The organism is Paenibacillus sp. A3M_27_13, from assembly GCF_024213315.1.
GTDB classification, from domain to species: domain Bacteria; phylum Bacillota; class Bacilli; order Paenibacillales; family Paenibacillaceae; genus Paenibacillus; species Paenibacillus polymyxa_B.
This window is the reverse complement of sequence record NZ_JANAVE010000002.1, coordinates 894,293-917,509: the sequence shown is the minus strand read 5'-3', so window position 1 is coordinate 917,509 and position 23,217 is coordinate 894,293. Positions and strand designations below refer to the sequence as shown.

Annotated in this window: 23 protein-coding genes, 1 pseudogene and 1 other annotated feature; of the genes and pseudogenes, 8 read left to right on the top strand and 16 right to left on the bottom strand. The window is 45.3% G+C overall.

Going from position 1 to position 23,217, the window contains the following annotated elements:
* Window positions 1–8: 8 nt before the first annotated feature.
* On the bottom strand, window positions 9–899 hold the full coding sequence (locus NLX82_RS10785; protein ID WP_023988071.1) for a carbohydrate ABC transporter permease: 891 nt from the start codon (window positions 897–899) through the stop codon (window positions 9–11).
* Window positions 900–992: 93 nt separating this feature from the next.
* Window positions 993–2,336, bottom strand: a complete 1,344-nt coding sequence (locus tag NLX82_RS10780) for an ABC transporter substrate-binding protein (RefSeq protein ID WP_023988070.1) — start codon at window positions 2,334–2,336, stop codon at window positions 993–995.
* A gap of 508 nt (window positions 2,337–2,844) precedes the next feature.
* Here NLX82_RS10780 and NLX82_RS10775 point away from each other — a divergent pair.
* Window positions 2,845–3,774, top strand: coding sequence for an ArsR/SmtB family transcription factor (locus tag NLX82_RS10775; protein WP_053325180.1), 930 nt, complete (start codon window positions 2,845–2,847; stop codon window positions 3,772–3,774).
* Between the two features lie 56 nt (window positions 3,775–3,830).
* Here the strand turns inward: NLX82_RS10775 and NLX82_RS10770 are convergent, their stop codons facing one another.
* A complete protein-coding gene (locus tag NLX82_RS10770; protein ID WP_028542798.1) occupies window positions 3,831–4,541 on the bottom strand; it encodes a DUF1361 domain-containing protein in 711 nt (236 codons plus the stop codon).
* Window positions 4,542–4,636: 95 nt separating this feature from the next.
* The gene (locus NLX82_RS10765; protein ID WP_028542799.1) at window positions 4,637–5,245 is read right to left on the bottom strand and encodes a DUF1349 domain-containing protein; all 609 of its coding nucleotides are present in this window, start codon (window positions 5,243–5,245) and stop codon (window positions 4,637–4,639) included.
* Between the two features lie 188 nt (window positions 5,246–5,433).
* Window positions 5,434–5,672: a binding site (T-box leader), on the top strand.
* A 43-nt stretch (window positions 5,673–5,715) separates the two neighbouring features.
* Here NLX82_RS10765 and NLX82_RS10760 point away from each other — a divergent pair.
* On the top strand, window positions 5,716–6,900 hold the full coding sequence (locus NLX82_RS10760) for an aminotransferase class I/II-fold pyridoxal phosphate-dependent enzyme (protein ID WP_023988066.1): 1,185 nt from the start codon (window positions 5,716–5,718) through the stop codon (window positions 6,898–6,900).
* 174 nt (window positions 6,901–7,074) lie between these two features.
* Here the strand turns inward: NLX82_RS10760 and NLX82_RS10755 are convergent, their stop codons facing one another.
* The 4 genes and pseudogenes from NLX82_RS10755 to NLX82_RS10740 form a co-directional block, all read right to left on the bottom strand.
* Complete coding sequence (locus NLX82_RS10755; protein WP_023988065.1) at window positions 7,075–7,635, bottom strand: GrpB family protein; 561 nt, start codon at window positions 7,633–7,635, stop codon at window positions 7,075–7,077.
* A gap of 42 nt (window positions 7,636–7,677) precedes the next feature.
* Window positions 7,678–7,827, bottom strand: a pseudogene (locus NLX82_RS10750) (macro domain-containing protein); the annotation flags it as partial.
* 60 nt (window positions 7,828–7,887) lie between these two features.
* Entirely contained in the window at window positions 7,888–8,280 is a 393-nt protein-coding gene (locus tag NLX82_RS10745) for a hypothetical protein (protein WP_254348011.1), read from the bottom strand.
* A 21-nt stretch (window positions 8,281–8,301) separates the two neighbouring features.
* Entirely contained in the window at window positions 8,302–8,889 is a 588-nt protein-coding gene (locus NLX82_RS10740) for a TetR/AcrR family transcriptional regulator (RefSeq protein ID WP_254348009.1), read from the bottom strand.
* A gap of 195 nt (window positions 8,890–9,084) precedes the next feature.
* Between NLX82_RS10740 and NLX82_RS10735 the strand changes: the two genes are divergently transcribed.
* Window positions 9,085–10,320: an MFS transporter gene (locus NLX82_RS10735; protein WP_254348007.1), complete on the top strand. Its 1,236-nt coding sequence runs from the start codon at window positions 9,085–9,087 to the stop codon at window positions 10,318–10,320.
* 84 nt (window positions 10,321–10,404) lie between these two features.
* Here NLX82_RS10735 and NLX82_RS10730 read toward each other — a convergent pair whose 3' ends face one another.
* The 4 genes from NLX82_RS10730 to fabF all read right to left on the bottom strand — a co-directional run bounded on the left by NLX82_RS10730 (window position 10,405) and on the right by fabF (window position 14,103).
* Window positions 10,405–11,145: a zinc ribbon domain-containing protein gene (locus tag NLX82_RS10730; RefSeq protein ID WP_069080855.1), complete on the bottom strand. Its 741-nt coding sequence runs from the start codon at window positions 11,143–11,145 to the stop codon at window positions 10,405–10,407.
* 94 nt (window positions 11,146–11,239) lie between these two features.
* The gene (locus NLX82_RS10725) at window positions 11,240–12,196 is read right to left on the bottom strand and encodes a helix-turn-helix transcriptional regulator (RefSeq protein ID WP_069080863.1); all 957 of its coding nucleotides are present in this window, start codon (window positions 12,194–12,196) and stop codon (window positions 11,240–11,242) included.
* Window positions 12,197–12,216: 20 nt separating this feature from the next.
* Complete coding sequence (locus tag NLX82_RS10720) at window positions 12,217–12,723, bottom strand: GNAT family N-acetyltransferase (RefSeq protein ID WP_028542801.1); 507 nt, start codon at window positions 12,721–12,723, stop codon at window positions 12,217–12,219.
* A 141-nt stretch (window positions 12,724–12,864) separates the two neighbouring features.
* Window positions 12,865–14,103, bottom strand: a complete 1,239-nt coding sequence (fabF, locus tag NLX82_RS10715; protein ID WP_023988058.1) for a beta-ketoacyl-ACP synthase II — start codon at window positions 14,101–14,103, stop codon at window positions 12,865–12,867.
* 163 nt (window positions 14,104–14,266) lie between these two features.
* Here fabF and NLX82_RS10710 point away from each other — a divergent pair, with 163 nt between their 5' ends.
* The 4 genes from NLX82_RS10710 (at window position 14,267) to NLX82_RS10695 (ending at window position 19,323) form a co-directional block, all read left to right on the top strand.
* On the top strand, window positions 14,267–15,106 hold the full coding sequence (locus NLX82_RS10710; protein ID WP_069080854.1) for a helix-turn-helix transcriptional regulator: 840 nt from the start codon (window positions 14,267–14,269) through the stop codon (window positions 15,104–15,106).
* A 135-nt stretch (window positions 15,107–15,241) separates the two neighbouring features.
* Window positions 15,242–17,056, top strand: a complete 1,815-nt coding sequence (locus NLX82_RS10705) for a DEAD/DEAH box helicase (RefSeq protein WP_068940291.1) — start codon at window positions 15,242–15,244, stop codon at window positions 17,054–17,056.
* Window position 17,057: 1 nt separating this feature from the next.
* Window positions 17,058–18,008, top strand: a complete 951-nt coding sequence (locus NLX82_RS10700; protein WP_053325174.1) for a YqhG family protein — start codon at window positions 17,058–17,060, stop codon at window positions 18,006–18,008.
* 58 nt (window positions 18,009–18,066) lie between these two features.
* Window positions 18,067–19,323 (top strand): hypothetical protein, encoded by a 1,257-nt coding sequence (locus NLX82_RS10695; RefSeq protein WP_226887703.1) that lies wholly within the window; start codon window positions 18,067–18,069, stop codon window positions 19,321–19,323.
* A gap of 99 nt (window positions 19,324–19,422) precedes the next feature.
* On the opposite strand, the gene NLX82_RS10690 is transcribed toward NLX82_RS10695, so the two are convergent.
* Window positions 19,423–19,614: a YqzE family protein gene (locus tag NLX82_RS10690; RefSeq protein WP_023988052.1), complete on the bottom strand. Its 192-nt coding sequence runs from the start codon at window positions 19,612–19,614 to the stop codon at window positions 19,423–19,425.
* Window positions 19,615–19,904: 290 nt separating this feature from the next.
* Between NLX82_RS10690 and NLX82_RS10685 the strand changes: the two genes are divergently transcribed.
* Entirely contained in the window at window positions 19,905–20,666 is a 762-nt protein-coding gene (locus NLX82_RS10685; protein ID WP_068940287.1) for an N-acetylmuramoyl-L-alanine amidase, read from the top strand.
* Here NLX82_RS10685 and NLX82_RS10680 read toward each other — a convergent pair.
* The 3 genes from NLX82_RS10680 to NLX82_RS10670 all read right to left on the bottom strand — a co-directional run bounded on the left by NLX82_RS10680 (window position 20,641) and on the right by NLX82_RS10670 (window position 23,123).
* Complete coding sequence (locus tag NLX82_RS10680; RefSeq protein ID WP_254348005.1) at window positions 20,641–21,576, bottom strand: divergent polysaccharide deacetylase family protein; 936 nt, start codon at window positions 21,574–21,576, stop codon at window positions 20,641–20,643. The genes NLX82_RS10685 and NLX82_RS10680 overlap by 26 nt on opposite strands.
* 125 nt (window positions 21,577–21,701) lie before the next feature.
* Window positions 21,702–22,214, bottom strand: coding sequence for a peptide-methionine (S)-S-oxide reductase MsrA (gene msrA / locus NLX82_RS10675; RefSeq protein ID WP_028542807.1), 513 nt, complete (start codon window positions 22,212–22,214; stop codon window positions 21,702–21,704).
* Between the two features lie 69 nt (window positions 22,215–22,283).
* Window positions 22,284–23,123, bottom strand: a complete 840-nt coding sequence (locus NLX82_RS10670; protein ID WP_068940279.1) for a MerR family transcriptional regulator — start codon at window positions 23,121–23,123, stop codon at window positions 22,284–22,286.
* Between the last annotated feature and the right edge of the window lie 94 nt (window positions 23,124–23,217).

The following is a 23,217-nucleotide window of genomic DNA, read 5'->3' as shown; positions in this document are numbered from 1 at the left end:
CGCGAAAATCAATCCCCATCAAAGGACGATTTTTCATTCATTTTGAATTGAATCAAAGTTACGATAAAAATGAAGATGCCGAGAATCATAGCCATCGCGGAGGCATATCCCATTTGCAGGTTTTTAAATGCCTTATCCCAAATATAAAAGACGATTGAGGCGGATGAGTATTCCGGACCCCCTGTAGGTGTCATAATGTTCATTTCAGTAAAGATTTGCGAACCACCAATGATATTAGTTACGACCAGAAAGAAGGTTACTGGTTTCACCATTGGCCATGTAATATTGCGGAACATCTGGAATCCGCTAGCTCCATCTAGCTCTGCTGCTTCATAATAAGAGCGAGACACGCTTTGCAGGGCTGCCAGATATAGCAGCATCGTATAGCCGAGACCCTTCCAGACGGTCATGAGAATCAAGGCCGGTTTGACCGTATCCTTATCCATCAGCCAGTTAGGACCCTTAATACCGAATATTTCGAGGAATTGGTTCACCAAACCATAGTCTCCGTTGTATGCCCAGTTCCACATAATAGAAACGGCAGCCAACGAAGAAATAACCGGGATATAGTAAATCACACGAAATGTTGTCGTACCTGGAATCTTGCGATTCAAACCTAGTGCCAGCAGTAAAGCTAGTACAAGACCGATTGGAATACCCAGCATTAAGAAAAGAGTATTGTACATCGATTTATAAAAGAGCTCATCGCTAAATAAATCTTTAAAATTGTCGAAACCAATAAAATTCATTTGTCCCAATCCGTCCCAGTCTGTAAAAGAGCCGTATAACGAATAGACAAACGGGAATAACGTAAAGATTAGCAGACCGAGAATAGGTGGAAGAATAAATAAGTATCCATATATCTTCTCTTTGCGGTAGAGATTAGATTTGGTTATCACAGGGCTCACCTCTGTTTCTAATTTGGAATGAAGATGATGTTAGCAGCATGATATTTAGCCACTAACATCATCCTTTTTTCCTCTATTTACGCATTATTTCTGTGATTTTTTCTCTTGCTCCACCGCTTTATCCAGCAGTTTCTGCATTTTCGGTTGTTCTTGCTTCAGATAATCTGCCGCCGTAATTTTGCCGTCCAGTACAGGCTGAATATCTGTGAAGAAAATATCATACCATTCTGCATTATACGTATAGTTGCCTGGTAATGAGCGTCCATAGTCATTTACGATATCAATAAATTCCTGTTTATTGTTAGGCTTGGTTTTCGTATCTTTGGACCATTCATCAGCCATGTCCAGCAGATTCGGAATTTGTACCTTGGCATCTACCAGCTGCTTCATTCCTTCTTTGGAAGTGGTCAGGTAATTAACCAGTTCTACAGCTTCATCTGGATATTTTGTTTTAGAGGAAACACCGATACCCAGGGAACCAATCCATGTTGCCGATTTTCCAGTCGATCCGGCTGGGAACGGCAGCAAATCATATTCGAATGGCAGTTTTTCAAATGTACTCATATCCCAAGGACCTACCGGGAAGAATGCCATTTCGCCCTTCATCCAACGTTGGTATGTGTCCAATGTTTGCGATTGTTCAATACCAGGTGTGATTTTATATTTGTTTTGCATGTCAGCAAAGTACTGAAGCGCTTCCGCAAATTTCGGATCATCAACCGTTACTTTGGTTTTGCTCTCATCCAGCCAATCCGCCCCATTGCTCCATACAAAGGCTTGTAATGCCCACTGAACGTTAAAGCCTGTACCGTACTGATCTGGCTTGCCGTCACCATTCGTATCTTTGGTTAACTCTTGGTTGACCTTGATGAACTCATCCCATGTATACGGTTTGTCTTTATCAGGCAAAGGCACGCCCGCTTTTTCGAACATCGTTTTGTTGTAGCCAAGTGCGAATGGACCCAAGTCCTTCGGCATACCGTAAATATCTCCTTGACCGGCCATTTTACCGTCATAGCGATATAAATCCACACCGTATTTCCAAATGTTATCTAGGTTTATATCCTTATTCTTCTCAATGTAAGGGGTGAGGTTCTTCAGTACCCCACTGTTTACATAAGCTTTCACATCTCCAGGGTTAAAATAAAAAACATCTGGAAGATTATTTCCTGTGATCGCAGCTCTAAGCTTTGTAGCATATTGGTCCGCTGCTGTCACGACCATTTTAACCTTTACGCCAGGATGTTCCGCTTCAAATTTCTTAATTACTTCCTTATAAGCCTTTTGCTCATCTGTTCCACCACGGAACATGAATGTCAGTTCCTTGCTTCCATCACTACTGGAACTTCCCCCGCCACAACCAGTCAATGCAGCCATCATTAACAACAGAACAACCATTGCTATTGCAAAACCTTTTTTCTTTATCAACGCGACCCCTCCTAAATTTAAATGAAACCGCATACATTTGGTGTTAAAATAACTTCATACCACTCGGCCTAATCTTTAACTGTGCGGTACACAACCCGTTGTTGATTGCCGCTGTGATTATCATCCCTCTCATGTACCATATAATTAACATTTTACTTTATCAATAATGAATTCGTTTACAAACAAAATATAGCATGCGCTTCCTCAGTTCGTCAATGTATTTTTCAATCTTTTTAAATAATTATAAAACATAGATTAGAGTAACATGAAAAGCAAAATTAAATCGTATTTAAGTTAATTTTCATCTAAAAAACCAGTAATAAAACTTAAAAACGATTTATTTATGAAATAATCTCTAATTTGGAGCCTAATCACTCCCCTCTTTATTTAGTAAAAAAAATTTACAAAAAAGCAGTTTACTTCTTTTTGATTTTATTTTAACATAAATCAAAGTAAAAAATATAAGCGCTTACATCACAATTTTTATAGATAAGGATGGTCTATAGCTATGATTTATATTAAGAACTTAATGTCAGGGTTAGATATTTTTAAAGCACTGGGTTCCGAAATCCGCATTCAAATTCTCGAGCTACTTGCTTATCAGGGCCAAAGTATGAATGACATTGCAAACAAACTTAATTTGAGCAACGGTACCATTACAATGCATATTCGAAAGTTGGAAGAATGCGGCCTTGTGGAGATCAATACCGTTAGCGGCAAGCACGGTACCCGAAAAATGTGTTATTTGAACAAGGATAAGCTGATGGTAGATTTGCGCAGCAGAGAACAAAAAAATGTGTATGAGGTTGAGATTCGCGTAGGTCATTATAGTAACTACCAAGCGTCCCCCACTTGTGGATTGGTGACCCGAGACAGCATAATCGGCGATTTTGATGATCCACGCTATTTTGCAGATCCCGGGCGGCTGGAGTCGGAAATGATCTGGATGGCCGAAGGTTTTTTGGAATACCGCATCCCCAACTATCTGAAAGCGAATCAATCCTTTAAGGAAATTCAATTCTCCGCAGAACTGGGCTCAGAAGCACCCTGCTATTGTGAGGAATATCCCTCTGACATTTGTTTTCATATTAACGGTATCCCTATTGGGCACTGGACCAGCGCCGGAGATTTTGGAGAAGTGCCGGGGGTTCTGAATCCAGATTGGTGGCCACCGCATTTGAATCAATATGGTATGCTCAAATTAATTCGCATCAATCAGCATGGCAGCTTCATTGACGGGTGCCGCATATCCGAAGTCACAATAGACGATATTAACCTTAACTATAAAAGCGACATTACACTCCGTTTATCCGTAACCGATCAATCGGAAAACAAAGGTGGGCTCACTATTTTTGGCAAAAGATTCGGGAATTTCAGTCAGGATCTGCTTGTGCGCGTGCTTTACGATGTGCACGGGGAGGACAGCACCAACTCCTGACACGCCACATGTAAAAATAGGCCGAAGCCTGTATTCATTGAATACATGTCCTCGGCCTAAACATCCTGATCCTCACTTAAAGAGATATAGATCAATAAATAAAAAATGACTGCTATCCCAAACACCAGCCAGCAAAAGGACAGCAAATGAAGCCTTGGTCCTGCATGTACTCCCCATCTCCAAATATCCGCAAGGAGCACCAGTGGCTGCAATAATACATCCCAGCTATTCCAGCGAGCAAATCTGCCAATATATACGCCTATGCTGGCCAGCCACAACAACACAAAAACTACAGCCCATGCGAGTCCACCTGAACAAATCCTCCTCAGCATATGGTGGATCACCAATACACAAAGGGATGTAAGAAAAAGGCCCAGCCCTGCTGCTGAAAAAGACGTAAATAAGATAAACCAAAATTGTGTGTTCAACCAAAAACGTGTATCAGGATTCACATCGTAAAAACGAAACGCATGAAGTAACTCAGTCACCAAATAAAGAGCATTCGGCAGAAAAAACAACCATACAATTGAAGAGAAAAATAAAAGAATACTTCTCACTTTTGTACTTTGCAGTCTGAATAAAGCCATCATTCCCAGAGTGATAAAGACCGGAACCCAGGCCAGGAATATATCCCAGTACAGAAATTGATACATCCTTGTTCCGCTTGTGGACTGTAAATACATAATGAGTCCGAAACAGCCCAACGTAGCTACAAGCAGCACTCCCAACAAACTGAGCAGCTTGTAGCCCTTCCTTCTTAACAGCAAGTTTCCATCTACCTCCTGCCTGAGTATGCGTATATACGTCTTTTCAAGCCCTATTTTATAGCGCTTTCATACTTAGAGAGAAAGCCTTTGTCTATTTACTCCACGTTTCGTATGTCCTCGGATACATGGTTTGTTATCGTCAAGGCATCAAAGGTAACAGCACAGCCCTCCCCCACCGGGGATTGAGCAACAACTCCAACTTTTAGCTGGTTAGGAACATTCATACCAAAATATCTCGCCAGCTTCCAATGCTGACCGTCTGATGAATAATGGAATGCAAAGCAATTTCCAGCTCGTGCCACTCGTAAATACGGATTGGACACGTCCATCGCCCCAGAGATACAATCATCGGATGTATCCCGAGTGACCACACTAAGAATAGATGGAGTGCTTTCAAAATATTCAAAACACAGCTTAGCCCAGTGGGTATCATCCGCCATCATCATCAAGCATCCTGAATCATAAGGCTGCTTCATATCAACACGGACCCTCGTCCATATTGTAAAATCACCTTGAAGCGTTGTATGCAAAAAGGGTGCGGACGATTTAGTCGCTGCGCCAGACGGATCCCTAAAGAAATCTGCCTGTGAAGGTGCAGAAATTTGCAAAGACTTGGAATCATCGAATCTCCACTCAGCCGGCTCATTGATCCAGCTCCAATCCGCCGGCAAAACTTCACTGCTAAAGCGTTCAAATACGTTCATATGGATACCATTCCTCTCTGGCAATATAGTCATATAACACATTGAAATCTGGGGCACAATCCCCTTGATACCACTATATACGTTATTTTCCAGTCGTCAATGATGATATGTGTCTTTAAAGTTTATAAAAAAAAGACTTGCCATCCTGAAATGTTGTGCTTATAATTACACCTAACTTGATACGGTAACAAATTTCAATGACGAGAACGAGTAAGCTATACAGCGGATTTGCAGAGAGTTGGGGCAGGTGAAAGCCAACATTCCGAGGGTAGCCGAACGCCATCTCTGAGAAGCGGGCTGAACCTGAAGTAAGCTCTGCCGCCTTTCCAGCGTTAACCGGAACACGTATTGATGGATACGTGAACAGAGTGTCATTTCCAATGGAATGAAACTAGGGTGGTAACACGGGTATAAACTCGTCCCTTTTACAGGGGCGGGTTTTTTTGTTTTTTAAAAAGGAGGAAATCATCATGACAAATGTATCGACAGCAGTATCAATAACCGATTTTTTGACTCCAGCTGTACGGGAAATGCCACCTTCAGGCATCCGTAAGTTTTTCGAATATAGTACAGGCAGAAAAGATATTGTATCGCTTGGTGTCGGTGAACCTGACTTTGTAACCCCTCAACATGTCAGAAAGGCCTGTATCACAGCACTGGAAAATGGTAAAACATCATACACACCGAATGCTGGTCTTCCCGAGCTTCGTGAGGAGATTGCCGGATATCTGGAGAGCAGCTTCAGCACATCCTACAACCCGACAGATGAAATCATGGTTACCATTGGCAGCAGTGAAGCACTGGATTTGGCACTACGCGCCCTGATCACCGCACACGATGAAATACTCATTCCGGCTCCATGTTATATTTCGTATTCACCCATCACGTTTCTGAACGGAGGACATACTGTAACGGTTGAAACCTCTGCGGATCAGCAGTTCAAGCTGACAGCTGAGGCACTCCAAGCCAAGCTGACTCCACGATCCAAAGTGCTTATTCTCTGTTATCCGAATAATCCGACGGGTGGGGTGATGACCTATGAGGATTGGCTACCGATTGCCCGCCTGGTTGAGGAGCATAATCTTGTCGTCATATCAGACGAAATTTATGCTGAACTGACCTATGGACAGAAGCATGTAAGCTTCGCTGCTCTGCCGGGAATGAAAGAGCGCACCCTGCTCATCAGCGGATTTTCCAAAGCATTTGCGATGACAGGCTGGAGGGTCGGCTACGTGTGCGGCCCAAGAGAGTTGATTTCAGCTATGCTGAAGATTCATCAATATACCGCCATGTGCGCTCCTATTATCGGGCAAATTGCCGCAATTGAATCCCTGCGTAACGGGCTGGAGGAAAAAGATCGTATGATGGAATCCTACAATCTGCGTAGAAAATGGTTCGTTGAAGGCCTATGTCAGACAGGACTGCCATGTCACGAACCAAACGGTGCCTTCTATGCTTTTCCCTCCATTATGCACACAGGGTTAAGCTCAGAGCAGTTTGCCAAGCGGTTGCTGGAAGAAGAAGGAGTCATTACTGTACCCGGTTCCGCATTTGGCCCAGGCGGCGAGGGCTTTATCCGCTGCTCGTATGCATCATCACGAGAACAGTTGGAAATGGCTTTGGAACGCATCAGCGTATTCTTGAAACGTCTATAAATACGATTTTTCCTATCATGAAATGAACATGAGTACTGGATGAAAGTTACTTTAGCAGCTTCTGAATAAGCTTTCTGGTGTGCTGGCAAGCCTTCCGGCCATTCCCCTACACGGCAATCACAAATGTCGGAGATTTCGGCGCTTGGTCGGAAAGTATCCAGGAGTCCGGTCGTCCTAATCTTTAGGATGTCCGGTATTCAGAACATTTTGCACAAAATCAGTCTTGGCCTCCGTGTATGCTTCACGATCATGCTGATTTTCCATCGCCAGCCGTCTTTTTAATACATCATATTGCTGAATCAGCTCAGGCTGTTCACGAAGTCGATTCCGAAACAATAGCTGCTGATCCCAATGCTCATCAGATTTAAGCATGAGATGCAGATGTCCCTTTCTTTGATCCTGTTCCACTTTAACCAAAAATCTTCTCCATTCCCGACCGTCCAATTCAGGTGGAACATAGTTCCAGCCTGCTGGTTGTAAAGCAGATACGACCTGTTCCAGTTGATCCCAAGATTCTAATTTTGCCATAATATCAATAATGGGCTTAGCGGAAAGATTGGGAATTGCCGTGCTTCCTATATGTTCGATTTCCGTCACCTTAAACGGCAGTAATAACTCCCGCAACTGGTGAATGACCTTTAAGCCCTGCTCTGACCAGGCAGGATCAGCATTCACTATTTTTACAGGCTCCGTAGCCCACACCGGCCAATGTTCCTGGTTTTGCTCCTCATGCATTCATGATCCCCCCTAATTTCCACGCATGTATTCTCTCATTCAGCTGATATTCGGAAAGGCAATGCTTCGTGCATTCAGTTCTAAAGCTAATTGGAGTGCATTATGGTAGCATTTCGCCAATAGCTCCTCTTCCCGATGGTCGCCACCATTCCACACAGGACCGACAGTATGAATAACATATTCAGCATACAGTCACGTTTAATAGTTCAATTTGGGTATCCATTGATCCTCCTCTTCTAAAAATCAACTCGTTTATATAGTCATCTTATAGTCTCCACAGCCAATTTCTACTATATCGTCATAGGTTTTTAGCATAAGGTGCTTTAGATTTTTCCCCCGTGCACTTGCTATTGTAGCCAATAACGGCGTATCTGTAAGCTCATCAAAGCTGCTGCCCTGCGTATATTCCCGATCAGACAGGTGCAAAGCAACGTCCAGTTCAATCATGTTGAAGTAGTAGACTTCTGTGAATATCAGTTCGTAGGGCACAAAACCATCTGTTGCTTCCGCTGCCAGCCCCCCATTAATCTCTCCCTTCAAAACTAGCTCCTTCTTCGAATAATTCATATGCACATGGTCCAAATAGATCGCATCTCGTCCATACAATGCTCCAATCGGGGTTTGAACGGCCTTTATCTGTGGCATCCCTGCTTCTTCCCTTCATCTCTATTTCCCATCCAGTAATATAAGTAAAGTCGCAACCGCCTGATCTATAAAAGAGCGCGCTGGACGTGATTTCATCATCACGGTAATCCCGATTAACAAAGAGACCATCGTATGGGCCAGAGCTCGTGCGTCCATGCTAGCCTCCAGCTCTCCTGATCGTATACCACGCTCAAGGGTTTCCTGAAAGACGGCAGAAAGATACATCTGATGTTCTCTGGTTAAAATTTCAAATCTTTCATCATGAGGGGCTAATTCTACCATCGTATTGATACAAAAGCATCCCCTATTAGGCCCATCCTCGTACTCTTCTGCCACGATTCCTCCAAAAAAATTGTAAAACGCTTCTTTTACAGAAGAATTGCTTTGTAGTCTAGAGCGTACATAAGCAGCGTGGGATTGCGTATATTTGCGCAGCGCGGCTTCGAATAATTGCTTCTTGTCTCCAAAAGCAGCGTAAATGCTAGGGCGCTGAATTCCCATTTTGGAGGTTAAATCGCTTAAAGATGTAGCCTCGAATCCTTTTTCCCAAAAAATTCGCATCGCTGCATTCAACGCTTGATCTTCATCAAATTCCCGTGGTCGAACCATAAGCAGCTCCTTCTTTTCATATCGTTCAGTATATTAAGATTGTATGATCAGGAAAAGAAACTGTCAAATATGTACATGATAAAATCTTGACATTTTATATATGCACGAGTTATATTGACCTAAATTCATTACATACCAATCGGTATATTATACTCAACGGTATGTAAATTACAGAAAGCGACGTGGTATGTGAAAATGAAGACGTCAGAAGAAAAAGCGGTACTCCTCCCTCATCAAACGGTAGCAAATGCTGCCGAAACAGCCCCCATTCCCTCCTTGTCCCGATCTGTGGCACTCTTGTTTGCCATAGCCTGCGGGCTGGCTGTCGCTAACATTTACTATGCACAGCCATTGCTGGATGCGCTGGCAAACGAATTTGGCATTACGCACTCATCGGTAGGCATGGTCATTACCATCACGCAAATTTGTTATGCGTTGGGATTATTGCTGCTCGTCCCGCTTGGCGATCTTTTGAATCGACGACGACTGATTACAGGGCAAATGCTGCTATCCGCGCTGGCACTAATCGTGGTTAGCTTTGCTCCTACCCGTACAATACTGCTTATGGGAATGGCAATGATTGGACTGCTGGCTGTAGTCACTCAAACACTCGTGGCTTTCGCCTCTACCTTGGCTAATCCGACTGAACGTGGGCGTATCGTAGGTCTGGTGACCAGTGGAGTCGTTATCGGCATTCTGCTGGCACGAACCGTGGCCGGTGTATTAACTGATCTGGCAGGCTGGCGTTCAGTTTACCTTGTTTCTGCTATACTTACGCTGTTTATGGCTGTAGCTCTGTTGCGGGTGTTGCCAAAGAACGAACCCACAAGTGTGACACTTTCCTATCCGCAACTGCTCCGCTCGGTTATCGTACTGTTCGTGCAAGAACGAATTCTGCGTATTCGTGCTGTCCTTGCGCTGCTCATTTTTACGGCGTTCAGCATATTGTGGACTTCGCTTGTGTTACCTCTCAGTGCCCCGCCTCTATCTCTTTCACATACAGCCATCGGAGCCTTTGGCCTGGCTGGAGTCGCCGGGGCATTAGCAGCAGCACGAGCAGGGCGTCTTGCCGATCAGGGCTTGGGACAACGGACGACGGGTATCGCACTAGTTGTATTGCTGCTATCCTGGTTACCTATCCGCTACACCGAGCATTCTCTGTTCGCTTTAGTTCTTGGCGTAATACTTTTGGATTTGGCCGTACAGGCTGTACATGTCACCAACCAAAGCCTGATTTTCAATGTTCGCCCTGAGGCACGGAGCCGACTTACTGCAGGCTACATGATATTTTATTCCATCGGTAGCGCCACCGGGGCCATTGCTTCCACTCATATGTACATCTATGCCGGATGGAACGGGGTGTGTCTATTAGGAGCTGGTGTCAGTGCTCTGGCTCTCATCTTTTGGGCTGTAACTCGACGTTCAACTTGATGGGGAGACTGCTATTGATTGAATCAGAAAAACCGCCGGGTCCACGACAATGACCGGCGGTTCTCTTCTGTCACAACAAAATCATCACTTGATTGCAATATAAATCAAAACAGGTTCATCAGGACTGCCGTACACTTCAAAATCACCTGTGTATGTCCGCTCCCCTTGTCCCGTGGCAGCCCACTCCCAGATCGTCTGCCATACACGGAAGACAGAAGAGGGTTCCTGAGTTGCCTGAAAAATGGCGTAGCGTGCAGCCGGAATGACAAGTTCTTCAAGATCATCAGGAGTCTGGAAATCAACAGCCGCTTCCTTCCCGATAAAAAATGTATACTCGCCCAAAGCTCCATTTTCATAGTCAGTATAGCAACCATAGACAGAAGCATGTCCTGCTTTTTCCTTTATCCGACCAGGCACGTCCTCACTCCAAAAACGTTCCCACATGCTTGGAATGATCCCGTGAGATGTTTGTTCATTCTGATTACTTGTACGTGCTTTCAACCCAATCAAACGGATCTCACCTCGATATTCTTCCCGAATGGGTCCATCCAGTGTAAGCCCCGTATCCTCTGAGGACCGCCATCGTTTCAAAAACGGCAGGTAATTACGCAGCATCGAAGTCGCTTCTTCTTCCTGCATCCCCTTCTCTACCAGGAAAGGCACAGACTGCTGAATCATTCCCTCCATAGTCAATTCAGGCTGTACAAATTCGCCTTCCTTGTAACAATACTTGCAATACTCATCCGTTTTATGATGTTGTGCATCCGTTCCATATTGGTCCTCATGCTCCAACGGCATCCCGCAACTTTGACAAGCTTTATCCATCCTCGTAAATCCCCTTTCGCTAACTGATATCAGGTATGCCACCAGTATAACGAAACAAACCTGACAACTATGGGTCAGGTTTGTTTTACTTAATCTAAGATGATTCCCGAACTTCTTCATAATTAGACGCAATACTCAGCGCCATCTTATGAATCTTGTCTCGCAAATGGGTTGGTTCCTTGACAACCACATCCGGTCCCAGGCTTAAAATAAATCCGTACGCCCATGCATCCTCAGGAAACGGGACCGAAACCGTATAGATCCCTTCCTCCTGCTCGGTCAATGCTTCTACGCCAAACCAGTCCTCCGCCAAATGCCTTGAATTACGGTTAAATTGTAGCGTAAATGGTTGTACGGCTCTGGATGCCTCCATCCGTCCCTCATTCCACGGCAGCACTTCATAAGAAAGGTCCCTGCGAGCAAAAACTGTCTCTGTAACCACAGGGTCACTCATGCGGGAGAGTTTGAATAGACGAAACTGCTCCCTATCGGGACAATACGCATATACAAACCATTGTTGTCCTTTCAGAACGAGCGTATGCGGTTCAACATTCCGTTCCGTTATGGCTCCTTCCGCATTTCGATAGGTAAAAGCGACAGTACGCGCTTGGCTCATTGCTTCTTTCACCTTTTTCAATTTGCCTTCCTGTGCAGCTTGATTTCCCCATCCCGAATGATCGACGATAAACTGTGTGGTACGGACACTAAATCGCTCTTTCCCGGACTCCGGCATAATACTTTCAAATTTATGAAGTAACCGCGACACATTGGGGCTGTCCAACGTCGAGGACAAACTCTGCAGCCCCATCACAATGTCCTTGACATCGTTATCCGTCAGCATACTGCGATCCAAACGGTATCCTTCCATCAGACCGATTCCCCCATTGGCTCCCTGATAAGTCACCACCGGAATACCTGCCATACTAATCGCTTCAATATCTCTATAGATCGTCCGGATCGAAACCTCATATAAATCAGCCAGTTCCTTCGCTTGTACTCTATTTTTCTTTAGCAGCAAAATGACGATAGAAAGCAATCGGTCAATTTTCATTTTTTCAAAACCTTTCACCCTTAGTAAAAATAAGCCATGAGTTCCTCATTATATTCCTGTCCGTGATATTCTAAAGCATTCTTTTCTATACCATAGGTTTCAAATCCCAACTTCCTATACAGCTTAACAGCAGCTTGATTGGTAGTTACCACACTCAGGTTAATTTGCTTCAAACCTTCCAATTTTCTACCTTGGCTGATGACTTCCAATAAAAGTTTTTTAGCGATCCCCTGACCTCGGTAGGTCGATGGTACATAAACTCCCCAAATCGTTCCTTTATGCTGCGTTTTTATTTTTTGTTCTCTTCTAAACCCAGTCATACCAGCCAGCTGATGATCCTTTGTAAATGCACCAAGTATGTAATGATCTCGTTTATTTTGTATCTGCTTCACCACATCAGATAATGGAACTCGTGCAGCTTCCTCATAGGAGGTTCCAAAAGCTTCAGGGTTCATTTGCAGGGCTTCCAGTCTCAAATTCCAATACGTTTCAGCGTCTGCTGGTTGTATGTTCCTGATTAAAATCATGGTTTCCCGTCCCTCCAAATGTTTTCCTTCATCTTACTCTATCTCTTCTCTAAAATGAATCTGTTATTCTTCGATTAAAATAACCTCAGGTGCTCTATCCAGCCGGATAGAATGCCTGAGGTTTCAATAACTCCTTACAAATTATGACTCGTAGCGCTTCAGCACAATAACCGCATTATGACCACCGAAGCCGAAAGAATTAGATAGCCCAATATTTAGTGGAACCTTGCGCGCTTCGTGAGGCACATAATCCAGATCGCAAGCAGGGTCTGGATTATCCAGATGCATGGTTGGAGGAATGATACCTTCTCGCAGGCTTTGCACAAGTGCAATCGCTTCAACACCGCCCGCAGCCCCCAGCATATGACCCAGCATGGACTTATTCGCAGTAACCGGAATCTGATAGGCATAATCACCAAAAAGCTTGTGGATTGCAAGGGTCTCAGCGACATCCCCGACAGACGTACTCGTCGCGTGGGCGCTAATCACGTCCACTTCTTCAGGGGAGATGTGAGCCGAACGAAGGGCCGCTTTCATCGCCAAGTAAGCTCCGGTTCCTTCGGGATGCGGTGCAACCATGTGATAAGCATCCGAACTGGCTCCATAACCGATGACCTCACCATAGATTTCCGCACCACGTCGGATAGCGTGTTCCAGTGACTCCAGTACCAGAATACCTGCACCTTCGCTCATGACAAAGCCGTCCCGATTCTGATCAAAAGGTCGACTTGCTATAGAAGGCTCCTCGTTACGTGTGGACAAGGCAGTCGCATTAGCGAAACTCGCCAAGGCCAATCTAGTCACCGCCGCTTCAGCCCCACCGGCAAAAATGACATCCGCATCTCCTGTACGAATCGTCCGAAACGCCTCTCCAATTGCTGTATTCCCAATAGAGCAAGCCGTCACGGGTGAAAGCGTAGGTCCCATCGCTCCAAACGCGATACTAATTTGAGCAGCAGCCATATTCGAGATCATCATAGGTACCAGCGTTGGGCTAACTCTACCCGGCCCACGATGTAGCAGCACATCTACATTGTCCACCAACGTATCCAAACCGCCGACTCCCGATCCCACATAAACACCGACACGCTCCAAATCGGTGTGATCCAGTTCCAGACCGGAATCCTTGAGTGCTTGCTCTGCCGCATATAATGCAAACTGAGTAAACCGATCCATTCGTCTAGCATCTTTACGTCCCCATTGCTTTTCTGCATCAAAATCCTGTACCAGTCCAGCAATTTGTGCTTTCAAATCGGACACATCGAATGTATCAATTTTACGTATACCTGAATTGCCTTCCAGCAAATTCTTCCACAACGTGTCCACTTCATTACCCAGTGGGGAAACGACACCCATACCTGTTATCACTACTCTTTGCATAAGCTATTCATTCCTCCTGCTCGGTGACTTACTTATAATCCTCATTTTAACCTCGTCTTATCCTATTACAAGTGTTTGTTTATCCTGGTATAATGAACACTACTATAGTAAATGCCTTATTTGCTCACTTCGGATATACCCATTGAATGGAGAGAAAATACCTATGAAAACGGAAGCACGTCTGGAAGCACTATCTGTTTTTCTAAAAACGAAAAGAGCCCGCCTACACCCACATATGGTCGGTCTCCCCCAAGGATCACGTCGCAGAACACCAGGCTTGCGCAGAGAAGAAGTCGCTCAGCTGGCAGGTGTCAGTACGACCTGGTATACCTGGCTGGAACAAGGACGAGATATTAAGGTGTCCGCCTCTGTGTTGGATGCTATTGCTGCCGCATTGCAGTTGAACACAGACGAGCGCAAATATTTGTATGATTTGGCGATCGAGGCCGGGTCTCACAGCCTTCCTGCTCCTGAAGAGCAAGCCGTCATTTCCCCCTCTCTGCAAAAGATCGTACAAGAGCTACACTACTGCCCTGCTATTATTTCAGATCGGCGCTGTCATATTGTCGGCTGGAACGCCGCTGCTGCTCATGTTTTTATGGATTTTGCCGAGCTACCCCATGAGCAACGCAATATGATTGAACTGCTATTCACCAAAAAGGAGTTTAAAAGTCTAGCCGTGAATTGGGAACACTTTGTAAAGGGATTCCTTGCTATTTTCCGCGCTTATTACGGGCAATACGTGACAGACCCCTGGTATGCACAATTTATACAAAATATGAGCCAGGCCTACCCAGAGTTTAACGAGCTTTGGAATCAGAGCGAAGTAAGCTCCGCACCGGAGGTGCTCATTGAATTTCGACATGCCAAGGCTGGCAAAATGCTATTTGACCTGACTTCTCTTCAGGTACAAGGCAGTGTTGATCTCCGTTGTAGCATTTACACCCCCAATGCGCAAACCTCTACGGAAAGTAAACTCCAAAAGTTAATGGAAGGCAGCTAAAGGATTTCATCCCTCCTGTTATGAAGATATCTTTTTCCGTCCATACTACATCTACGATCTGTGCTAAATAGATGCCACATATGTGACAGAACCAAGAGCTTCAACTGTGCTACTACCAGGAGGGAGGGAATCATCATGAAAGCCAAATCGACAAGTTCCCCGCATATACACAATCAAGCTCCACTGCCTGTTCCGGTGCAATTTGATCGAAGCTGGCAGGATGAGCTGGACCAACGCCTACGCAAAGGTGGCCCTTGGGGAGATTGGAATCTGTATCAGCTGGCCATTGAGGCTGAAAAAGCCAAGCTGGTGCCGAGCTTCGATGAGCTTCAATGTCTACAGCATTTGCAAGACCTCACTCCACTACCCCATCAGCTGGATACCGCTCGGAAGGTACTGTTTCAAATGTCCGGACGTGCCATTCTTGCCGATGAAGTCGGCCTAGGCAAAACGATCGAAGCTGGAATGATCCTAAAAGAATATCTGGTTCGCGGGCTGGCTTCCAAAGTGCTTATTCTTGTACCCGCATCCCTGGTCCTACAATGGGTGCGTGAGCTGAACAGCAAATTCGGTATTCCCGCTGTCGCCCAGAAGAAAGCGTATTCTTGGTCTTCCGAGGTCGTCGTGGCCTCTATGGATACCGCCAAGCGGGAGCCCCATAGTAACATCCTGCTAGATACCGATTATGACCTGCTCATTATAGACGAGGCTCATAAGCTGAAAAATAAAAAGACATCCAACTACCAGTTCATTATGAAGCTGCGTAAAAAATATTGTTTGCTCCTGACAGCAACACCTGTACAAAACGATCTGTCTGAGCTGTTTAACCTGATTACACTGCTCAAGCCCGGTCAATTGGGAAGACATGGCGATTTTTCAGCCAACTTTGTTGTAGATAAACGTCTGCCTAAAAATGAAGATCAGCTCAAGGATGAGCTGTCTAAAGTCATGATCCGCAATCGTCGCGGAGAAGGCCCGGTTCAATTCACCAAACGAAATGTTTCCAACATTCACTTGGAACTTTCGCCGGAAGAGCAAGCGCTGTACGATGGGGTGACCTCTTTTGTCAAAGAGCAATACCAGGCGAATGGCGGAAATTTAAGTAGCATGCTGTCTCTCGTCACCCTTCAACGGGAAGTGTGCAGCAGCCGGGACGCTGTGTTCGTGACTCTGGTCAATTTGTCTAAAAAGATGGCTCCAGACTCTCCTCTACGCGATCGTGTCTGGGATTTGGTTGCACACATTAAAGCGATCAAGGCCAATTCCAAAGCAGAAAAAGCGCTTGAGCTTATCCGTCAGATGAACGAAAAAGTGATCATTTTTACAGAATACCGAGCCACACAGGAGTATTTGCTGAACTATTTCCGTGACCGTGGCCTATCTGCTGTTCCTTACCGAGGCGGCATGAACCGTGGACGCAAGGATTGGATGATGGATCTGTTCCGTGGGCGCATTCAGGTCATGATTGCCACCGAAGCGGGTGGTGAAGGCATTAACCTGCAATTTTGTCACCATATGATTAACTTCGATTTACCGTGGAATCCCATGCGCGTGGAGCAGCGGATCGGACGGGTACATCGACTTGGACAGACGCATGATGTTAATATTTTTAACTTGTCCACAACTGGAACGATTGAGGAGCATATCCTGCATCTGCTGCATGAAAAGATAAATATGTTTGAGATGGTCATTGGCGGATTGGACGTTATTCTGGAGAAGTTTGAGAAGAAAGAATCCATTGAAAAAAGTTTGTATAAAATTATGCTTGAATCCAGTAGCGATGATGAAATTCGCAAAAAAATGCAAAATCTGGGTCACTCGCTGGATTCCATCAAACAGGAAATGGAACAACTGCGTACAGACCAGCCAAACACCGAGAATTTATTAGGCTTAGCAGGCAATACGGTTCCTCCAGGCAAAGCTCGACGCAGTGTGAAGGGAGGTCGCTAGTTTGACCATGAATGCACAGCAAGTCCAGCGCTTTGTCCACACCTATCTGGAAGCTACCGGATGTAGTGTCATCGAGAGGTCGCCCCACCATGTAACCGTCAAGCTTTCTCCAGAAGCGGATAAAGCCTTAACAAACCGCCCCTACTATTGGGGATACGTAGAGCGTACTGGCGTTCCAGCGCAGACGATGTCCTTCACTTTCATCTTTGATGGGGAAGCCTATCGCACAGAACAGGAACGTTTAGCGGATCATACGCCACCAACTCCAGCATCAGGCAACGCAGCACAGGATCAGGTCATGGGGCGTTACTTCGGTCATGTACCGACGTTACCACAATTGGGACCTGGACGTATTTTGCAGGAGGAGCTTCGATATGGAAGCCGTCGGCTGCATCAAATTTTTGAAGCCGCACGAGATGGAGGGAAATATGTTTATTTGTTTGAGCAGCCTGATGCCCGTCAGCTGTCTGCCCGCTCTCCCGTAGTCTATGAAGCTTGGCTCAGCATTTGCTATAAGATTGAATTCGCCTGCGATTTGAAGCGTGAGGAACTTCAGTGGCTAGGTATTTCGCTCAAAAGCGGCACCATTGTAACCGATTTTGGCGCCATGCTCGAAACCCGGCAGCTCAGCCCGCTGCTGGCGGGCAATATGCATGTACAGCCTGCCAAGCTATCTGTCCCTGAAGCTTCTACCTCGCTTGAAAGCTACATCACTGAACAACTCCGTCAGCAAGATTATGGTTGGGCTGAGCAGGCGAAGGAACGATTGCGCGAGGAATTGGAGGTTATTGACCACTACTACGATGATCTAATCAAAGAGCAGAAAGAGGAAGAGGATAAAAAAGAAGCCATTTCAGAGCAGCATCAAGCCCGCCGTAAAGAAATGGTATGGCAATATGAGCCAAAGGTACTCGTATCCGCCATTAACTGCGGGATATTTCATCTGCGGTAACCGATATCTCTCGCTCCTTCGCAGGAAAGTTGCAGAGGTATCGTCAGCTTGTAACATCTTGCTTCAGCCTACATCAGTTTCCGCTGCTGTAACCACAAGTTTGGTTAAACATGTCTCCTATGTATCGACAGCAAAAAACGAACCTGGATACGACATTTATGCCGACAAGGTGCAGCAGTCTTTTTATCGGACAGGCTGTATGCTGGATAAAAAAGAATGCCTCCGTCGGGCAATCAAGCCGACAGAAAGGTGGATTACATTGAATAAGAGTCATTCCGGGCACTATAGCATAGGTATGATCGCAGCTGTTCTGATCGGCCTGTCCGCAGTCTGTCCGTTCACTTCCATTCATGCGGCTCCCTCAGCCGCACAAGGCAACAATTTAAACTCGGTGTCTCTCTACAACGAAAGCTCGTGGGTTCCTCCATTGAATTCCACGAGTCCTATTCCCCCTTCCCCAGGTGACGTTTCAGCAAGTTTTCCTACTGAGGAGCAAGGCGTGCCCGCAGACGTAAAACAGACTGCGGACAACACGGTACAATCCCTATCATCGCAGCCCCCTTTTGCCTCGTGGAAAGATGCTGAGCTTAGCTATCATCCGCTCGGACCTGGAACCCATAGTTGGCTTGTTCAAGTAAACCGTGCGGGAGAATACATCGGCTACCTGATTATCGGCTCAGACTCCAATGGCGCATATCAACTCAACGAATACGGGAATGGTCCGGGCGGGCCTTATAGTATGGCTGTACTTCGTCAATCCCTGGTGTCGCTCACAGATACTGATCTTTCATCTATCGACAAGCTGCAAATCACACCTATGTATGAGGAACCGCTACTAGCCTACTGGCTGGTGCGTTCCTCTACAGGCAGCGAAATATGTATTGATGCTGTGACTGGCGATCCGTTACCTGTAGAAGTGGCAGATGGGAGTTGGAAACATAAGCTCCAGAACAACGCATTCTCTTTATCTGTACCCTTTTTGAAAACAAAGGCGCAAGCGGTTACGGTCTCGTCTGCTCCTTTTGATCCCTATGACGATCTGGGTTGGCTTCAACCCAAGCAAAAACTTTCTGTCCGTAACACAGCCCAATTTATGGATACACTGAGTATTTCACCGCGTATTATATTTTCTGCCACAGGTATCAATTTTGCCTTTGGAGGTCCCTTATCCATTAGTGGGTATCAGTCCTGGATATCCCCAGATCATCCGTCCCAACCCAATTTATATGCGTTAACCTACCATCATGGACTGTCCCGATTTGTACCATTAAAACAGTTATTGTCAGCTGGTGAATTTTTTCGTTTGGACTCTTAGTTATTAAGAAACACGCAAAATGATTCGGAATGATCCCTACAACACAAAAAGAGACCTCAAATGGCATCCCCTATGCCTCTTGTGGTCTCTTTGGCGAGTTTAATGTCGCTCTCTTCGTTCTCTGCGTGTGGATTTCATCCACATTTTCAGAGCCAGAGGCAACATGCCAAACCATTTGCTCACCCACGGCTCTCTGGCTTGTTTTTGACTGCGTCGAACATCACGCGGCGTTTCCATATAGCGAACAATTCGCTGCGTAATATACGTCACCAGTTCGTCACTCTTCGCCATCCTCCATGACCTCCTCTATTCTGCCCCTATCATGTCCATTCACATTGCTTGGAAATATCGGATTTACACGTTAGGTGCAGATACAACTAGCTTGCTCATTTTCCAAAAGGTCTAACCCCTGTGGGAATAACTATGCATGGTTTCCCTTAAATGGAACATACTATCTTCAACATAACAGTTACCTCAAGGCTAATTGTTATGTTTGAAGGCAGCTACGTTGCTTTAGGTTTGATGTCTGTTATGCATGGTTTTTCAGTAAACAATCAATTCGTCCACTGGAGGAATAGAACGTGCGAAAAAAAAAGTTAAACAAGATATGGCTGAAAGGGCTGGGGTTGAGTCTATGCATCCTTTGCAGTGCTATATTTGCCCCATTTACCTATCTAGCTGCTCAGCCCAACGAGAAAAGTAGCGAACCGAACAAGTATACAGAGGGTCCATCCAACGTACATTCGTCCTATCACGCTTTTGCCAAGCCCGTTGTCCTGATTGATGTAGGCCATGGCGGTGTGGATGGTGGAACAAGTCACAAAGGGCTTTTGGAAAAAGATATCAATCTCGCCATTGCTCAAAAGCTGTACTTGATCTTACGCTCCCAGGGTTACCCTGCTGTCCTGAATCGGGACAAGGACTACGCACTGAGTGACGATAACCGTTGGTTGCAGTCCAAATCCCGGCACCTTAAAGACCTGGCTCAACGTAAAAGTCTAACAGAACAACTGCCCACCGCTTTGGTTGTAAGCCTGCATGTCAATTGGACCAAACGTACCGAAAAACGTGGACCCATTGTGCTGTATCAGGATGAAGGCAGCAGCTATCTGTTGGCTGAACGGATTCAGCATTCATTAAACCGCTTATTTTGCATGAATAGAGAAACAGTGTACGGAAAACCCTTTTATCTTCTGAATAAAATCCAGCATCCCGCTGTAATTGTGGAAACCGGATTTATCAGTAACGAACAGGACAGAGCCATGCTTTCCGGGGATCGCGGTCAAAAAAGCATTGCTGAAGCTGTTGCCGAAGGCATTATTGCGCATCTGACGGCATGGTAGTGTTGGTGGCTGGGTCTCCAGTCCATCCCCATACAGCACGCACCAAATCGCTAATACCCACAAATTTGGCGTGCTCCTTAAGCTTGGGAACCGATGAATGAAGAGCCGAGGATGTATACATGCCAGACACGCCAACGTGCCCAATCGTTACGCATGTATCGTGCTCGTCCAGCCACTCAACCACTTTTGTAAGTTGCCGATTCACATGAGCGAGTGTATGGACATCATCCAGGAAAACATCATTGCGTACCGGTGGCATTCCCTTTTTAGCGGCAAGTTCAGATACCACTGACCAATAATTAGTACGGCTGTCGACAAAAAATAGTCCATGCTCCTTACAAACATCAAGAACAATAGACATAATGCGTTTATCCGAAGTGACCTTGGAACCCATGTGGTTGTTCATTCCTATCGCATAAGGAACATCCTTTATGGCTGCTGTCACCTTAGCACGTACTTCTTCATCCGTCATATTTGCCTTAATTGCTCCGGGTCCAAGCCATTCGGGCTTTCCCTGCTTTGGTTCCATTGGAAGATGGACGATGACATCATGACCACGCTTATGCGCTTCCATAGCGTCCTGCTTGGTTGTAGGCAGGAAAGGCATCACAGCAACGGTAATCTTAACGGGTAAATTTAAAATTTGCTCAGTCCCTTTCATATTATTTCCCAGATCGTCGATAATGACGGCAACCATCTTTTGCGGCACGTCCTGTTTGTCTAATGCTTTTGCAACACCAGTACTACAGACCATGAATAACATGCATACCGAAATACAGAGTACTACGGTTCTCCGTATTTTAGAGCTTGAATGGAATACAGGTACATAAGCTGGCTCTTTCCGGCCGCGAGATGCCTTTAAAGCCTTTTTTATTATGTTTCTCATGTGTAGCTTCCGTCGTGTACTCATTGCGGGTCAGCCTCCTTCTCTGTCCCTTCATTGTGTGAGTAACCTCGTCTAAATATGTATAAGGCAGATCCATGGAATACTCCCTGATCTGCCTTATCGTGCGTAGAAACGTATATTAAAGCCGCTTACCAGTTCTTATCAATAAATTCATCACGGCCTGATTGGGCCCGATCTTCCTTATAGTGCTTCACGTTTTTCTTGTGGTAATCCTGATGATAATCCTCTGCCGGATAAAAAATAGAAGCAGGAAGAATCTCCGTTACAATTGGCTTATCAAAACGTCCACTTTGTACCAACTGCTCCTTGGACTGTTGCGCAAGCTCACGTTGCTGCTCTGTATGATAAAAAATTGCGGGTTTATACTGTGTACCCCGGTCCTGGAATTGACCTTCCCCGTCGGTAGGATCTGTTTGCGGCCAATATAATTCGAGCAGCTTTTCATAAGGAAATAGCTCAGGCTCAAAAGTAATCTGCACCACCTCGTAGTGACCTGTAGTTCCTGTTTTAACCTGCTCGTAGGTCGGATCGGGAATCGTTCCTCCAGTGTATCCTGACACAATGCCATGAATGCCCGGCTGCTCTTCAAATGGTGTCACCATACACCAGAAGCATCCACCTGCAAAAGTTGCTTTCTCCATCTTACATCCAACCTTTCAATAGCTTCATCATAAAGTGCGTTATTTTTTATCATATCTTAAAAGATAGCCTTATAAAAGAAATTTTCTCCCTTTACAAACCTCAACCGATATCCGTATTACATAGTCGTCTGGATTTTTTTCTGCGAAATAGTTGAGCAAATCCACTGCGTACGCACTCCCGCACACAGTCATCCCTTTACTCGCTATATACTCTTTTATAACGGAGTACGCTTCAGACATTGTTTCATATGATCCTCTGTGATTTAAGACAGCATAGAGGCCTTTGGGTTTGGTAACTATTCTCTCTCCCACAGTCGGAGCCTTTAGCTTATTGGCAATATAATCGGAATAATAATCCCCTGACTCAAACCGATCCTTGGATAAAATGGTCCAGATCGGAAACTCATAATCAGTAAAGTGATTTTCGCAATAATCTCGATGTTCACTTAATTTGTGAGCAAACTCCTTATCACCATCACCCTGTTCCAGTTGTGTGGCAATGAAATATTCCTCTTCACATTCTTCTATCGACGGTCCATCGTGTAACTCTACCTTGGCTTGCTCCGTCATTTCAATGGCACCTTTCAATAGGCTTTGCATCCGTTTTATTCTAATCCGTTCCACTTCAAGGTCATGCAGTTTCTGTTTGAATAGCTCTATGAGCAGAGGCGTATTCTGATTCTCAATAAATTCCTTGATTTCCTGTAGTGAGCTCCCCGCCTTCTTTAGCACATTAATAATATCAAGCGCATAGCATTGCTGAATGGAGTAAAAACGATAGCCTTTTGAGTTTGTGAATTCTGGTTTCAAGAGCCCGATCTCATCATAATGGAACAGGGTATGTTTGGTGACTCCGCAAGTCTTGGCCAGCTCACTGGTAGTAAAGTATGGGCTGTGACTTTTTGACATAACTCATTCCTCCGTTATGTTTTAGAAGTTTAGTATGTCTATTTTATCCCGAGAATTAGCACTTGACTATAGGGTAACCCTATAGATTAAGGTT

What these genes read in the sequence shown, in the direction of transcription:
- NLX82_RS10760 (WP_023988066.1), top strand. Translation starts at nt 5,716, where the DNA reads ATGACAAATGTATCGACAGCAGTATCAATAACCGATTTTTTGACTCCA.
- msrA (WP_028542807.1), bottom strand. Translation starts at nt 22,214, where the DNA reads ATGGAGAAAGCAACTTTTGCAGGTGGATGCTTCTGGTGTATGGTGACA.
- NLX82_RS10735 (WP_254348007.1), top strand. Translation starts at nt 9,085, where the DNA reads ATGAAGACGTCAGAAGAAAAAGCGGTACTCCTCCCTCATCAAACGGTA.
- NLX82_RS10730 (WP_069080855.1), bottom strand. Translation starts at nt 11,145, where the DNA reads ATGGATAAAGCTTGTCAAAGTTGCGGGATGCCGTTGGAGCATGAGGAC.
- NLX82_RS10705 (WP_068940291.1), top strand. Translation starts at nt 15,242, where the DNA reads ATGAAAGCCAAATCGACAAGTTCCCCGCATATACACAATCAAGCTCCA.
- NLX82_RS10740 (WP_254348009.1), bottom strand. Translation starts at nt 8,889, where the DNA reads ATGGTTCGACCACGGGAATTTGATGAAGATCAAGCGTTGAATGCAGCG.
- NLX82_RS10725 (WP_069080863.1), bottom strand. Translation starts at nt 12,196, where the DNA reads ATGAAAATTGACCGATTGCTTTCTATCGTCATTTTGCTGCTAAAGAAA.
- NLX82_RS10690 (WP_023988052.1), bottom strand. Translation starts at nt 19,614, where the DNA reads ATGGCGAAGAGTGACGAACTGGTGACGTATATTACGCAGCGAATTGTT.
- NLX82_RS10755 (WP_023988065.1), bottom strand. Translation starts at nt 7,635, where the DNA reads ATGCATGAGGAGCAAAACCAGGAACATTGGCCGGTGTGGGCTACGGAG.
- NLX82_RS10765 (WP_028542799.1), bottom strand. Translation starts at nt 5,245, where the DNA reads ATGAACGTATTTGAACGCTTTAGCAGTGAAGTTTTGCCGGCGGATTGG.
- NLX82_RS10670 (WP_068940279.1), bottom strand. Translation starts at nt 23,123, where the DNA reads ATGTCAAAAAGTCACAGCCCATACTTTACTACCAGTGAGCTGGCCAAG.
- NLX82_RS10710 (WP_069080854.1), top strand. Translation starts at nt 14,267, where the DNA reads ATGAAAACGGAAGCACGTCTGGAAGCACTATCTGTTTTTCTAAAAACG.
- NLX82_RS10680 (WP_254348005.1), bottom strand. Translation starts at nt 21,576, where the DNA reads ATGAGTACACGACGGAAGCTACACATGAGAAACATAATAAAAAAGGCT.
- NLX82_RS10720 (WP_028542801.1), bottom strand. Translation starts at nt 12,723, where the DNA reads ATGATTTTAATCAGGAACATACAACCAGCAGACGCTGAAACGTATTGG.
- NLX82_RS10745 (WP_254348011.1), bottom strand. Translation starts at nt 8,280, where the DNA reads ATGCCACAGATAAAGGCCGTTCAAACCCCGATTGGAGCATTGTATGGA.
- NLX82_RS10775 (WP_053325180.1), top strand. Translation starts at nt 2,845, where the DNA reads ATGATTTATATTAAGAACTTAATGTCAGGGTTAGATATTTTTAAAGCA.
- fabF (WP_023988058.1), bottom strand. Translation starts at nt 14,103, where the DNA reads ATGCAAAGAGTAGTGATAACAGGTATGGGTGTCGTTTCCCCACTGGGT.